11 protein-coding genes and 1 tRNA gene are annotated in these 13038 nt (G+C 66.8%); 6 read left to right on the plus strand and 6 right to left on the minus strand.

Annotated features, from left to right (window positions below; translation table 11 throughout):
• The first annotated feature begins 58 nt into the window (after window positions 1-58).
• The gene (locus CA833_RS10290; protein WP_207077966.1) at window positions 59-685 is read left to right on the plus strand and encodes a hypothetical protein; all 627 of its coding nucleotides are present in this window, start codon (window positions 59-61) and stop codon (window positions 683-685) included.
• A 264-nt stretch (window positions 686-949) separates the two neighbouring features.
• Here CA833_RS10290 and CA833_RS10295 read toward each other — a convergent pair whose 3' ends face one another.
• Both CA833_RS10295 and CA833_RS10300 read right to left on the minus strand, forming a co-directional pair.
• Entirely contained in the window at window positions 950-1339 is a 390-nt protein-coding gene (locus CA833_RS10295) for a VOC family protein (RefSeq protein ID WP_242526032.1), read from the minus strand.
• Window positions 1340-1394: 55 nt separating this feature from the next.
• Window positions 1395-1778: a VOC family protein gene (locus CA833_RS10300; RefSeq protein ID WP_142635592.1), complete on the minus strand. Its 384-nt coding sequence runs from the start codon at window positions 1776-1778 to the stop codon at window positions 1395-1397.
• A 292-nt stretch (window positions 1779-2070) separates the two neighbouring features.
• Between CA833_RS10300 and CA833_RS10305 the strand changes: the two genes are divergently transcribed.
• On the plus strand, window positions 2071-2856 hold the full coding sequence (locus CA833_RS10305) for a ParA family protein (RefSeq protein ID WP_142635591.1): 786 nt from the start codon (window positions 2071-2073) through the stop codon (window positions 2854-2856).
• A 141-nt stretch (window positions 2857-2997) separates the two neighbouring features.
• Entirely contained in the window at window positions 2998-3669 is a 672-nt protein-coding gene (locus CA833_RS10310; protein WP_142635589.1) for a glutathione S-transferase family protein, read from the plus strand.
• 76 nt (window positions 3670-3745) lie between these two features.
• Here CA833_RS10310 and CA833_RS10315 read toward each other — a convergent pair whose 3' ends face one another.
• A complete protein-coding gene (locus CA833_RS10315; protein WP_207077967.1) occupies window positions 3746-4753 on the minus strand; it encodes a complex I NDUFA9 subunit family protein in 1008 nt (335 codons plus the stop codon).
• Between the two features lie 258 nt (window positions 4754-5011).
• Between CA833_RS10315 and CA833_RS10320 the strand changes: the two genes are divergently transcribed.
• Window positions 5012-5098, plus strand: a tRNA-Leu gene (locus tag CA833_RS10320).
• Window positions 5099-5339: 241 nt separating this feature from the next.
• Complete coding sequence (locus tag CA833_RS10325; RefSeq protein WP_207077968.1) at window positions 5340-5594, plus strand: hypothetical protein; 255 nt, start codon at window positions 5340-5342, stop codon at window positions 5592-5594.
• A 72-nt stretch (window positions 5595-5666) separates the two neighbouring features.
• On the opposite strand, the gene ftsH is transcribed toward CA833_RS10325, so the two are convergent.
• The 3 genes from ftsH to CA833_RS10340 form a co-directional block, all read right to left on the minus strand.
• Window positions 5667-7598 carry an ATP-dependent zinc metalloprotease FtsH gene (gene ftsH / locus CA833_RS10330; protein ID WP_142635583.1) on the minus strand — a complete coding sequence of 644 codons (1932 nt, stop codon included), beginning with the start codon at window positions 7596-7598 and terminating at the stop codon, window positions 5667-5669.
• Between the two features lie 124 nt (window positions 7599-7722).
• Window positions 7723-9801: a hydantoinase/oxoprolinase family protein gene (locus CA833_RS10335; RefSeq protein WP_207077969.1), complete on the minus strand. Its 2079-nt coding sequence runs from the start codon at window positions 9799-9801 to the stop codon at window positions 7723-7725.
• Window positions 9802-9859: 58 nt separating this feature from the next.
• Window positions 9860-11680: a hydantoinase B/oxoprolinase family protein gene (locus CA833_RS10340; protein WP_207077970.1), complete on the minus strand. Its 1821-nt coding sequence runs from the start codon at window positions 11678-11680 to the stop codon at window positions 9860-9862.
• A gap of 139 nt (window positions 11681-11819) precedes the next feature.
• Here CA833_RS10340 and CA833_RS10345 point away from each other — a divergent pair, with 139 nt between their 5' ends.
• A complete protein-coding gene (locus CA833_RS10345) occupies window positions 11820-12998 on the plus strand; it encodes an aminotransferase (RefSeq protein ID WP_207077971.1) in 1179 nt (392 codons plus the stop codon).
• Window positions 12999-13038 lie beyond the last annotated feature (40 nt).

A 13038-nucleotide genomic window follows, 5' to 3' on the forward strand; every position in this document is an offset into this window, starting at 1 on the left:
CCCCACCGGGCCGGCGGACCTCGAACCGGCGCGCCGCAAGGGCGCCAACGGAGATCGCATGCGCGCGCGTTTCATCGACTGGATCTGGCATGTCCGGGGCACTCTTGCCCTTGCCCCGCAGCAATCGGGCGAGGAGGCCTTTGACCGGCTGGAGCCCCTGTTCGGCGAAAGCGGCACCAGCCACCAGCGCAGCGGCGATACCCTGACCTTCAGCAAGAAGGACCAGGCCGCACAGGACAAGATGTCGGTCTTTGACGGCGGCGTGCTCCAGATCGAGCAGGGCGGGACGGGATCGGTACTGCGCTACAATCTCACGAGCCGGGCGCTGCTGTTCTGCTTCCTCGCCCCGCTGCTGTTCCTCGCCTTCGGGCAGTTGACGGTGGCGCTGGGCAAGCTGGAAAGCCCCGCGGCAGAAGCGGGCAAGGAAGCGGGCGACAAGAAGGACGACAAGAAGGATGACAAGAAGCCGGCAGCGGCGATGAACCCGATCGACAAGTTCCTCGGCGCTCCGGAGCCCGAAAAGCCCGACGCCAAGAAGGACAAGGAAAAGGGCGCCGACAAGAAGCATTCGCCGACCTCGGCCTACGTCTTTGCGGCATTCTTCGCGGCGCTTTACGTCATTGGCCGCATTCTCGAGGACCGGCTGGTCAGGAAGCTGTTCCGCAGGAAGTTGCTGGGGGTTTAGCGCGGGCGGTGCCGCGTCACCAATCTACTCGCGAACAAGACGTTGTAGATACTTGCCTTGCTTGACCGCGGCCATGCAAGCGCGTCGCTCGCCGCAACAACTTCGCCGTTGGATTGCGGTAGCGGGGAACGGCAGCTCCATTCACCCAAGCGTGCCGCTGTCCATGCACTGAATGGGCAGCAGCAGGTGATCCGCCTTGGTGCAGCCCATGTTCGCCTATGAAGAGGGCGGGATCGGCGGCCAAGCGCCTTCTAGCGCCCCCTGTCAGCCGACCTTGAGCCCGCAATAGATTCCCAGCTTGTTGCCGTCGGGATCGCGCATGTAGGCCCCGAAAGCGCCGCGAGCCTGCGGTTTGGCTTCGGGCGCGCCCTCGCAGGTGCCGCCATGGGCAAGGCCCGCCGCATGCCAGGCGCGCACGGTGGCTTCGTCAGGGGCTTCGAACAGCACGGTGCCGCCGTTGGCATGGGTCGCCGGATTGCCGTCGCGGGCCGGGCCGAGCATGAACTTGAAGCCTTCGACATCCCACAGCACGATCGGCCATTCGGGCGTCGACTGGCATGGCCCCACGCCGAGCGCGGCGAACGTCGCGTCGTAGAATTCACGTGCCTTATCAAGGTCATTGGTGCCGAGGCGCAGGCTCTTCAGGATCATCATGTCTCTCCCATGAGGCCCGGCCCGCGTCGTTTGCGCGGGCCGGTGCACAAGGCGGTCAGCCCATGCGGTACATCGCGCAGAGCTTGTTGTTGTCGGGATCGCGCAAGTAGGCGAGGTAGAGCGTGCCGAACGGGAATTCGCGTGGTCCCGGCGCATCCTCGCAGCTCAGTCCGCCCGCCGCGCAGCCCGCAGCGTGCCAGGCGTCGACCGCTTCGGCGCTGTCCATCGAAAAGCCCACGGTGCCGCCATTGGCGAACGTCGCGGCCTTGCCGTCGAGCGGGCTGACGACCATGAAATTGGACCCGTTATGGCCGTAAGCAAGCCGCCCCGCGGCCGGGTCGGTCATCAGCGGCGTCGCGCCCATGGTGGCGAACACGGCGTCGTAGAAGGTCTTGGCGGCGGCGAGGTCGTTGCTGCCGACGCAGATGTGGCTGAACATGTAAGCTTCCCTTGCGGTTGTCCGGTGAACGGGGGGCTGGATTCGCGCGCAGAGATGTCGGCGCGGCGCGCGGCAGGGTCAATCGCGGGTATGACATTCAGCGGTGAATATCGCACCGGTGCTGGGCCTCGGCGCGGGCGCCGGGCAAGAGATTGATCCGGAATGGATTGCACCCCGCCAAGGGCAATTGCATCCCGGCGGGAACGGCGCATGATCCTTTCCCAGTCCATGCGGCGGGCCCGCGTGGATTCCCGGGGGTGTCCCTCACGGCATCGTTACCACGGAGACGCGCATGGCGGTCATTGCGGTCTACAGCATCAAGGGCGGCGTCGGCAAAACCACGCTCGCGGTCGATCTTGCCTGGCGCTTTGCCGTGCATGGCGCGCGCGAGACGCTGCTCTGGGATCTCGACATGCAGGGGGGCGCGGGCTGGGTGCTCGGCCATGAACCGGCCAAGGTTGCGCACCTGCCGGCGGGCGCGGCCGCGGTGTTCCAGCGGGATGGCAAGCCGCAGCACCTTGTGCGCCCCACCCATGTCGACCGCCTTTCGCTGATCTGCGCGGATGACAGCTTGCGCAGCCTGCCGCTGCAACTGGCCCGGCTCGGCCAGCGGCGGCGCCTCGCCGCCATGACCACGCGGCTGCGTTGCGAATACGAACGCATCGTGCTCGATTGCCCCGCCGGCATGAACGAGGTGACCGAACAGGTGATCGCCGCCGCCGATCTTGTCATCGTGCCGCTGCCGCCATCGCCGCTGGCCCGCCGCGCGCTCGACATGGTGCGGCGCGAATTGCTGCGGCACCACACACGCCATGCGCCGATCCTGCCGGTCCTCTCGATGACCGACATGCGCCGCCGCCTGCACCGCGACCTTGCCTGCGGAGAGGCGCTGGGCTGGCCGCAAGTGCCGATGGCGAGCGCGATCGAGCGATGCTCCGTTCACCGCCGCCCGATTGCCGAGTTTGCCGGGGGCACCCCGGCCGATCTTGCCCTGGGGCGGCTCTGGCGCGGGATCGAGGCCAAGCTGGCGGCGATGGCGCCCTTGCTTGGCGGGCAGCCACTGTCGCGCGCGGGATGATCGCGCTGCCGGCCCTCATCCCGCCGCAGCGGCAAGGCGGGCAGTTATCCACGCGATTCCGCGCTCGCAGGCACTCTGCCGGAGGCTTCGTTCGGGCGGCGGGGTGGACGCTGGCGGGCGGGTTTGGCATTCAAAATCGCCATGTGGCACATCTTCCAGTTCCCGCTCTGCCCCTTTAGCCGCAAGGTCCGGCTGCTGATGGCCGAGAAGGGCATCGCCTATGAACTTCAGACCGCGCGTCCGTGGGAGGGTGAGGACAGGCTCTTCGCGATGAACCCGGCGGGCCGCACGCCGGTCGTGCGCGAGGCGGAGCGCAATATCGTCCTGTCGGACAGCCGGGCGATCTGCGAATATTTCGAGGAGACGGTGGACCGGAACCCGCAGATCAGCGGAACCGCCCAGCAGCGCGCGGAAATCCGCCGTCTGGTTGCCATGTTCGACGAGAACTTCTTCAACGACGTCTCGGGCCCGCTGCTGCACGAGCGCATGAAGAAGCGGCTGGTCCTGCGCCAGTCGCCCGATGCCAAGATCCTGCGCGAATCCATGAAGCTCGCGCACGATTATCTCGATTACATCGACTATCTGATCGATAATCGCCCCTGGCTGGCGGGGTCGACGATGACCCTGGCGGATCTCACCGCCGCGGCGCAGATTTCCGTGGCGGATTATCTCGGCGGCCTCGACTGGTCGAGCCACGAGCAGGCGCGCGGCTGGTACCTGGTGATGAAGTCGCGCCCCTCGTTCCGTCCGCTGCTCAGCGAACGCATGGAAGTGATCCAGCCGCCGAGCCACTACGCCGAAGTCGACGCCTGAGGGGCTCGCTTCCGGTTCGTGAGAAAAGGGCCGTCCGTTCGGGCGGCCCTTTCTTGTTTGTGACCCGAGGAGGGGATCAGGTGCGGGCGGGCTTGGCCCCGAAACGGCCGTGTTGGCGGAACTGCGTCATCCAGCGATCGAGGAACAGGCCCAGGGGCCGCGCGGCCACGCCCAGCTCGGCAAGTCCCGGCAGCAAGCCGCTGGCGACGCTGCCAGCCTTGAGCAGTTTCAACTGGTCGGTGCTGATCGGCGTGCCGGGCAGGGCGGCGATCAGGCTTGCCAGGGCGTCCGGCATGGGCATCAGCGTGCGTTCGCGGTTCTCGGCCACCATGATTCGCGTGTTGAGATCGAGCATCGAGATCACTTCGGGCCCGGCCAGTTCGAAAGTCTTGCCGCCATGCACCTCGGGAGCGGTCAGGGCAACGGCAATCGCAGCAGCGACATCGTCGACAAAGACCGGCTGAAGTTTCGCCTCGGGGGCGAATACCGGCAGCACCCGGGCGCGGGCGATGAGGCTGCCGAACATCATAACGAAATTGTCGTCCGGCCCGAACAGGATCGACGGGCGGATTACCGTGGCGCCGGGAAATTCGGAAAGGACGGCCTGTTCGCCTTCGGCCTTGGTGCGGGCATAGGCCACGTCCGACCCGGCATCGGCGCCAATTGCCGAGACATGCACGAAGGCCTGCGCTCCGGCTGCCTTGGCGGCTGCCGCGATCCGGCCGGCACCGCTGCCCTGGACCGCATCGAGATCGCCCGTGAAGGCACCCACGAGGTTCACGACGGCATCCGACCCGGCCAGCACCCGCGCGAGCGAATCCAGCTTGGTCACGTCCACGCGGGCGAACTGGATCTGGCCAAGGTTGCCGAGCGGCTTGATGGCCCAGGCCTTGTCCGGGTTACGGCTGGCGATGCGGACGCGGGCTTCGCGTTCGAACAGTTCCTGCGCCAGATGCCTGCCAAGAAATCCAGTGCCGCCCAGCACGGTGACGACTTTACCGGAAAGGCGTTCTCGGCCGGAAAGGCGTTCTCGGCCGGAAAGGGGTTTTGCGCCGGAAACGGATTCGGGGTTGCCTTGGCTCATGGTCTGAACGGCTCCTTCAGCGAGGCGCATGCGGGGCGAAGAGCGAAAAAATCCGCCTGAGCCGACTATGCGCACGTTGAAAAGGATTGGCACAAGGCAGGGGTGGGGGCAACCGAACGCTCGTCAAGACGCGGAATTCCGGCGTTTTTGAAAAGATTTGAAAAAACTTGGTGCTGGGGCGTTGACAGGAATCGGGAAGCCCCTTAGAGGCGCCCTCCTACCCGGCGAGGACGGCAACAACGGCCCCCTCGCTTCCGTGCCCAGATGGCGGAATTGGTAGACGCACCGTCTTCAGGTGGCGGCGCTCGTAAGGGCGTGGAGGTTCGAGTCCTCTTCTGGGCACCATCACTTCTCAAGTGATTGAGAATGTTGGGGGATCATCGCAAGATGGTCCCCCAAACTCGTTCTGCGACGAGAAGGCGCTACGGGATAATGACCCAGCGTCGCCCGTAGCACCCCGGAAAATCATCAATCCTGATGCCCGTGATTGCTACGGGACATTGCTACGAGATTTGCCCAAAGGCGTCCGTCGTCGAGGGCACAATTTCTGCTATCGGCACATGGTTCGGTCGATGCCCAGCGGCTGTTGAACCGGCTCGAAGTCTGGCGCTCGTTGCGGACCGACAGTCTCTCGGTGGATGCGGCGCTTCTTTCAGCCGATCGGCGGGCTGTTCTTCGTGTCATTGATGGCGCAGTCGGGCAGCTGAAAGCCCGTTTTGAAAATGCTCATGAGGGGTATTCTCGAGGCGGCGCCGGCCTGCTCCCGCACTATTCGTACTTCCCGAATTTCCGAACGGATTCTGAAAGGCCTGCCGGTGAGCACGTCGGCGCGCGGGCATGAAAAAAGGGCGAGGACTCCGCCGTCCTCGCCCCTTCCTGCATTCTTCCCGCGAGGGGAAGTCCGATGGCCCCGTCAGACGCCCTGCGGCGTCACGTTGCCCGAGAAGCGGCGCCCGGCCTTGGGGATCGACGAGCCGGTGAGCGGGCGGGGCGTACCCGTGCCGCGCGGTTCGCTCGGCCGGTCGATCTTGCCGTCCTTGAGGAGCTGGTTGATCTCGTCGCCAGAGAGCGTCTCGTACTCGAGCAGCGCCTGCGCGAGGGCTTCAAGCTGCTCCGCATTGTCCTTGAGCAGTGTGGTCGCGCGGGCATGGGCGGTGTCGACCAGGCCGCGGATTTCGCTGTCGATCACCTTGTTGGTCTCGTCCGAGGCCATGGTGCGGTGCGAACCGCCCATGCCGAGGTAGCCTTCCTGGCTTTCCTCGTACTGGAGCGGACCAAGCTTGTCCGACATACCCCATTTGGTGACCATGTTGCGGGCCAGGCTGGTGGCGTACTGGATGTCCGACGAGGCGCCCGAGGAAACCTTGTCGTAGCCGAAGATCAGTTCCTCGGCGACGCGGCCACCCATCGCGACCGAGAGGTTCGCGAGCATCTTGTCGCGGTGGTAGGAATAGCTGTCCCGTTCCGGCAGGCGCATCACCATGCCGAGCGCCCGCCCGCGCGGGATGATGGTGGCCTTGTGGATGGGGTCCGATGCGGTTTCGTGCAACGAGACGATGGCATGACCGGCCTCATGATAGGCGGTCATCTTTTTCTCGTCGTCGGTCATGACCATCGAGCGGCGTTCGGCGCCCATCATGACCTTGTCCTTGGCGTCCTCGAACTCCTGCATGGCGACGAGGCGCTTGTTGCGGCGCGCGGCCAGCAGGGCGGCCTCGTTGACGAGGTTGGCAAGATCGGCGCCGGAGAAGCCCGGGGTGCCGCGGGCGATGACGCGCGGGTTCACGTCGGGCGCCAGCGGCACCTTCTTCATGTGCACGCTGAGGATCTTCTCGCGGCCCTCGATGTCCGGCACCGGCACCACGACCTGACGGTCGAAGCGGCCGGGGCGCAGCAGTGCGGGGTCCAGCACGTCGGGGCGGTTGGTCGCCGCGATGATGATGATGCCCTCGTTGGCCTCGAAACCGTCCATCTCGACCAGCAACTGGTTCAGCGTCTGCTCGCGCTCGTCGTTCGAATTGCCGAGGCCGTGGCCGCGATGGCGGCCGACCGCGTCGATTTCGTCGATGAAGACGATGCAGGGGGCGTTCTTCTTGGCCTGTTCGAACATGTCGCGCACGCGGCTGGCGCCGACGCCGACAAACATCTCGACGAAGTCCGAGCCCGAGATCGTGAAGAACGGCACGCCCGCCTCACCGGCGATGGCGCGGGCGAGCAGGGTCTTGCCGGTACCCGGCGAGCCGACCAGCAGCGCGCCCTTGGGGATCTGGCCGCCGAGCTTGGAGAAGCGGGTGGGATCACGCAGGAACTCGACGATTTCCTCCAGTTCCTCGCGCGCTTCGTCGATGCCGGCAACGTCGTCGAACGTGACGCGGCCCGCGCGTTCGGTCAGCAGCTTGGCCTTGGACTTGCCGAAGCCCATCGCGCCCGAGCCGCCGCCCTTCTGGACCTGGCGCAGCGCAAAGAAGGCGATGCCGACGATCAGCAGGAACGGCAGGGTCTGGGCGAGGATGTAGACCAGCATCGAGCCTTCCTCGGCGTTCTTGCCGGCGTAGCGCACGTCATGGTCCTGCAGGAGCTGGGGCAGCGTGGTGTCGTTCGGCACCGGGACGGTGGTGAACGAATCGCCGTTCTTCAGCTTGCCGTCGATGCGCTGCTCGCCGATTTCCACCGAGGCGACGCTGTTTTCGGCCACTTTGGCGCGAAAATCGGAATAGGCGATGCTCGGCCCGCTTTCGGTGCGGGTATTGAACATCTGCACAACCACAAGGAGTGCGAGGAAAATACCGCCCCACACGAGCAGGCTCTTGACCCAGGGATTGCCGCTAGGCTGGTCGTCGTTCATCGTTGGTGAAACCGTCCTTTCGCCCGCCAATGTAGGTGCGGGCGGCTGAATCGCAAGTTAGCAGAGGCATTCACTGTAGTCGCAAAGCGGCCAAGAAGCGACAGCGCATGCGCCGCCGCCCCTTTCAGGCGGATCGAACCAGCTGGTAATCGCCCGCGCTGTCCACTTGCGCGGTCCAGCCGGGGTAGACGACGATCGTGGTGAAGCTCTCCTCGACGATCGCGGGGGAGGGTATTTCCATGCCTGGGGCGAGGTCGGTGCCGCGATAGACCGGCACCGGCGCAAAGCCCTCGCCGAGATTGGCGCGGCGGTGGCGGATGGGCCGGGGAGCCGGGCCGCCGGGCACGAAGGTGCCGCCGGCAGCCGGTGAGGGGGTCTCGACATGGGCGGCGAGGCGCAGGCCCGAGATTTCCGGCACTTCATGCTCGCGGACATGGCCATATTCGGCCATGTGGCGGGCGTTAAACAGTTCGCAGGCGCGCGCCGCAAAGGTCTCGTCGATGAAGCCGAGGTCGCCCAGCGGGGCACCCGCTGCAAAATCGAACGAGAGCGAGAAGTTCTGCCCCGGATAGCGCATGTTGAGCCGGTAATCGGCGCGGATGTCCTCAGCGCGGAAGCGGGCGGCGGTGAAGAAGCGGGCGGCACGAGCCGACAGTTCGGTCCACAGCTTGCGGATGCGCGCCAGGTCGAGCGCGGCGGCCGAAGCGATGTAGGAGCGTTCCTCGTCGATGGTCGGGTTCGCCACCAGAGTGCCGAGCGCCGAAAAGGTCGGCGAGGCCTTGGGCACCAGCACGCGGGTGATGCCGAGGTCCTCGGCCTGGATCGCGGCGAAGGCGGGGCCATTGCCGCCATAGGCCAGCATGACGAGGTCCTTGGGGTCGATACCCTTGCCCGCCGTGGTGCGGCGCACGCCCTGGCTCATGTGGGCATTGACCACGCGCCAGCAGTCGAAGGCGGCGCGTTCCGCATCCTCGTGGCCAAGGTCCTGCGCGATCCGGCCGAAGGCTTCCTCCACGCCGTCGCGCGTCAGGCGGAAGCTGCCGCCGGCAAACCCCTCCTCGGTGGAGAGAATGCCCAGCATGACCAGCGCATCGGTCACCGTGGGCTGGGTGCCGCCGCGTCCGTAGCAGATCGGGCCGGGCTCGGACCCCGCCGAGCGCGGGCCGACTTCCAGCGCGCCCTGGTTGACGTGGCAGATCGAGCCGCCGCCCGCGCCCAGTGTCTCCACTTTCACCATCGGCACGCCGACGAGGTAGCGGTGGTGCATGTTCCAGCCCGCCTCGGCCGGGGCCTCTCCGTTCAGCACCAGCGCCATGTCGTAGCTGGTGCCGCCCATGTCGACGCAGAGCAGGTCCGGGCAGCCCTTGGCGCGGCCCGCATGGGCGGAACCGACGACCCCGCCGGCCGGGCCGGAGGCCAGCACGCGGATCGGGGCGCCTTCGATGTAGTCCCGGGTCATGACGCCGCCGGAGGCCTGCATGACCATGAGCTGGCCCGGATAACCGCCCTCGCCGAGGCGCTGCACCAGCTTTTCGAGGTAGCCGTTGACGCGCGGGGCGACATAGGCGTTGACCACCGTGGTCGAGGTGCGGTCGTACTCCGGCGCGCGGGGCAGGACTTCGTGGCTGGCCGAGACGTGGGCGTTCCGGATTTCCTGCTGGACGATCTCCTTGGCGCGGCGTTCGTGCTCGGGATTGGCGAAGGAGAACAGGAACGAGATCGCCACCGATTCCACGTTCTGCAGCCTGAGCTTGCGGCAGGCCTCGCGCAGCGCCGCCTCGTCCAGCGGCTTGTGGACCGCGCCGTCGTGGAGCACCCGTTCGGGCACGGTCAGGCGGCGGCGGCGCGGGGTGATCTGCTGCGGCGCTTCCAGGCGGACGTCCCAGATGTCCTCCTTGTAGCCGCGGCGGTATTCGATCTCGTCGCGGAACCCCTCGGTGGTGATCAGGCCGGTGAGGGCGCCGTTCATCTCGATCAGGGTGTTGTCGGCAACGGTGGTGCCGTGGACGATCGCCTCGCAGCGGCCGAGGAACTCACCGAGCGGCAGGCCCTCCTTCGCGGCCAGCAGGCCAAGGCCCTCCATCACCCCCAGCGAGCGGTCCTGCGGGGTGGAGAGGTTCTTGTGCAGCACCACTTGCGTGCCCTTGAGGAGCGCGAAGTCGGTGAAAGTGCCGCCGATGTCGATGCCGACCCTGTATTGCATGAAACGTCCTCTCCGGGCCGCTCCCCTTCCGGGGAAGGGGGCGGCCTCGATGTTCTGGTTATTCCGCGGCCTCGGCCATGCTGGCCATCTCGGCCCTCAGCGCCTCGGTGGCGGCGTGGTCCACCGCCAGCGAATAGTCTTCAAGGCTGCCGGTCAGCACCACGCCGTACTTGGCGCGCGCCGCGGCAAGGCTGACATATTCGTCGAGCACGTCCTCCTTCACCGCTTCGGGATCGCGCCGCAGCGGCGGGCCGAAGCCGGCGCCGCCGCCGTGCTGGTAGGCGATCACCGCGCCTTGCGGCAGCAGGTCCTGCGTGGTGTGGAGGATGGCGCGCTCACCGGGCGAGCCGACCTCGAAGCGGTTGGCATAGGGGATCGCATCGTCCCCGCCGCACAGGCCGCGCAAGGGGTGCTCGGCCGAGACCATCCAGGCCATCGCCGACGTCGGCCGCAGCACCTGCTTGACGTTGAGCGAGCCCGGAGAGCCGCGCCACTGGCCGGCGCCGCCGCCATCGGTGGTCATCTCGCGGCTCAGGTTGAGGATCGGGAAGCGGCTTTCCGCATCTTCCGCCTCGGAGAGGATCAGGCTGCCGAGCGCCGACGGGCAGGAGCCCCAGCCATCGAGGCCCTGCACCGCCGAGACGTCCATCGAGCGGCAGTCGACACCCTGGTCCATCCACATCATGCCGTTCTCGTCGAAGCCCATGACCATGTTGGGCATGCCGATCTTGTAGAGCTGCGGCTGCGATCGTTCGGGCGCCACGTTGGAGAGGGCGATGCAGACCGCCTCGGTGATCTCGCAGGCCGGGTGGAACGAGCCCAGCGCCGCGGGCTTGTTGGGCGGCGGCTGGGCGATGCAGCCTTCGGGGATCCGGATCTCGACTGCGTCGAAGAAGCCCTCGTTCTTGACGATCGTCGGGTCCATCGCCGCAACCACCTGGCACATCACGTAGCTGCGCGAATTGGCGAAGGTGTTCCACACGCCGACGAGGTCCTGCCGCTCGTCGGTGCCGGCAAGATCGACGGTCAGCTGGTCGCCGGCGATGGTGCAGGCGACGTGGACCTTGATGTCCTTGGTCCCTGCCGTGTCGTGGTCGATCCACACGGTCGCCTCGTGGCACCCATCGGGCCACTTCGCCACTTCCTCGCGCACGCGCCGGGTGGTGTGCGCGATCGAGTGGTTGATCGCCGCCTTGATCGTCTCCCCGCCCCGCTTGCCGAGCAGCTGCTCCAGCATGCGCACCGCGTGCTGGACGCCGCCGATCATCGCGGCGATGTCGCCCGCGAACGTGGCGAAGCGGTTGTTGCGCACCACCATGTCGAAGACGTCGCGGCGCAAGGTTCCCCGGTGGACCAGCTTGAGGCAGGGGTAGATCACCCCCTCGGTAAAGACGTCGGTGGCATCGAGCGAGAAGCCGCCCGGGTCCTTGCCGCCGGTATCGCCCTGATGCGCCTGCAGCGTCTGGATGCAGATCAGCTCGCCCTTGTCGTCATAGACCGGGCCGTAGATGCAGTAATCGGGCAGATGGCCGCCGCCGTGATCGGGATCGTTGCCAAGGAAGACGTCGCCCGGTCCCCAGTCGTAGCGCTCCTGGTTCATCAGCCCCCAGCGCGTCTCCATCTGGTTCACGAATGTCAGGTGCGGCGTGCCCACCGCGCCCATGGCCAGGCGGCCGTGGGCATCGACGATGGCGGCATTGCGCTCGTTCGACTGGTTGATGATCGGGCTGGAGGCGGCGCGGCCCAGATAAGTCGCAGCCTCGAAACAGACCGTCTCGAAGGCGCCGCGAATGATGTCGGCGGTGACCGCATCGATACTGGCGCTTGTCGGCAGGGGGCCGCGCGGCGCGGCGAGCTTGCGGTTCAGCTCGTAGGACACGTCTCTTGCTCTCCCTTGTGGTTTGTCCGAGGTAGGCGGCGAGCGGGCCCGCTTCTCGACAGCGAGCGCATCGGCCCATGCAGATCACGAAACAGCCGCGCCGGGCTTGACCACGGGCGCACAAGGAGCCGTACCGGGCATGAAGACAGCTGGCCGTATCCACCCGGTCTATGCGCAAATGGAGCGCACCGTGTTCGACCGCATGTCGGCACTGGCGCGCGAGCATGGCGCGATCAATCTGGGGCAGGGCTTTCCCGACGGGCCGCCGGTGCCCGCGCTGATCGAGGCTGCGAGCCGGGCCTTGCACGAAAGATCGAACCAGTATCCGCCCGGCGCGGGCCTGATCGAACTGCGCGAGGCGATCTGCGGTTATTACGCGCGGCGACAGGGGGTCGCGCTGGCACCCGGGCAGGTGACGGTGACTTCCGGGGCGACCGAGGCACTGGCCGCCGCCGTCTTCGCTTTCGTAAAGCCGGGCGACGAAGTGATCCTGTTCCAGCCCGCTTACGACGCCTATGCGCCGCTGGTGGTCCGGGCGGGCGGCGTTCCGGTCTCGATCCCGCTTTCGCCGCCGCATTTCCGTTATCCGGCCGAGGCGCTGGAGGCAGCGATAACGCCGCGTACGCGCGTGGTGATGCTCAACGACCCGCTCAATCCGGCGGGCACGGTCGCCAGTCACGCGGAACTGGCGGCCATTGCGCAGGCCAGCACGGCGCATGACCTGATCGCGATCTGCGACGAGGTATGGGAGGATGTGCGTTTCGACGGCCTAGCCCACCGCTCGCTGATGGCCTTCCCCGGCATGGCCGAGCGAACGGTGAAGATCGGTTCGGCGGGCAAGATCTTTGGTCTCACCGGCTGGAAGATCGGCTGGATGATCGCGGCGGGCGATCTGGCGACGGCGATTGCGCGCGCGCACCAGTTCCTGACTTATGCCACCGCGGTGCCGCTGCAATGGGCAGTGGCGGAGGGGCTGGCGCTGCCCGATGCGGTGCTGGACGGCCAGCGCGCCGCATGGGCCGCCGCGCGTGAGCGGTTGAAGGCGGGGCTGACCGAGGCGGGCTTTGTCGTGCTGCCCAATGCGGCGACGTGGTTCCTCAATGTCGATCTCACCGCCTCGGGCATTTCCCTGTGCGACCGCGAATTCAGCGCGCGCGCGGTGACCGAAGCCGGGGTGGCGAGCGTGCCTGTCTCGGCGCTCTACCAAGGGGATGCCGCGCCCGGGCATCTGGTGCGCTTCTGCTTCACCAAGCCCCTGGATGTGCTGGACGAGGCGGTTTCGCGTCTCGCCCGTTTCCGCGAGGCGCTGATCGGCTGACGACCATCACGCAACCGCCGCTTGACACTTTGCTGCACTG

This window comes from Novosphingobium sp. KA1 (assembly GCF_017309955.1).
GTDB lineage: Bacteria > Pseudomonadota > Alphaproteobacteria > Sphingomonadales > Sphingomonadaceae > Novosphingobium.

Coding starts and splice junctions, on each gene's coding strand:
- CA833_RS10290 (WP_207077966.1), top strand. CDS start 59: ATGCGCGCGCGTTTCATCGACTGGATCTGGCATGTCCGGGGCACTCTT.
- CA833_RS10295 (WP_242526032.1), bottom strand. CDS start 1,339: ATGATGATCCTGAAGAGCCTGCGCCTCGGCACCAATGACCTTGATAAG.
- CA833_RS10300 (WP_142635592.1), bottom strand. CDS start 1,778: ATGTTCAGCCACATCTGCGTCGGCAGCAACGACCTCGCCGCCGCCAAG.
- CA833_RS10305 (WP_142635591.1), top strand. CDS start 2,071: ATGGCGGTCATTGCGGTCTACAGCATCAAGGGCGGCGTCGGCAAAACC.
- CA833_RS10310 (WP_142635589.1), top strand. CDS start 2,998: ATGTGGCACATCTTCCAGTTCCCGCTCTGCCCCTTTAGCCGCAAGGTC.
- CA833_RS10315 (WP_207077967.1), bottom strand. CDS start 4,753: ATGAGCCAAGGCAACCCCGAATCCGTTTCCGGCGCAAAACCCCTTTCC.
- ftsH (WP_142635583.1), bottom strand. CDS start 7,598: ATGAACGACGACCAGCCTAGCGGCAATCCCTGGGTCAAGAGCCTGCTC.
- CA833_RS10335 (WP_207077969.1), bottom strand. CDS start 9,801: ATGCAATACAGGGTCGGCATCGACATCGGCGGCACTTTCACCGACTTC.
- CA833_RS10345 (WP_207077971.1), top strand. CDS start 11,820: ATGAAGACAGCTGGCCGTATCCACCCGGTCTATGCGCAAATGGAGCGC.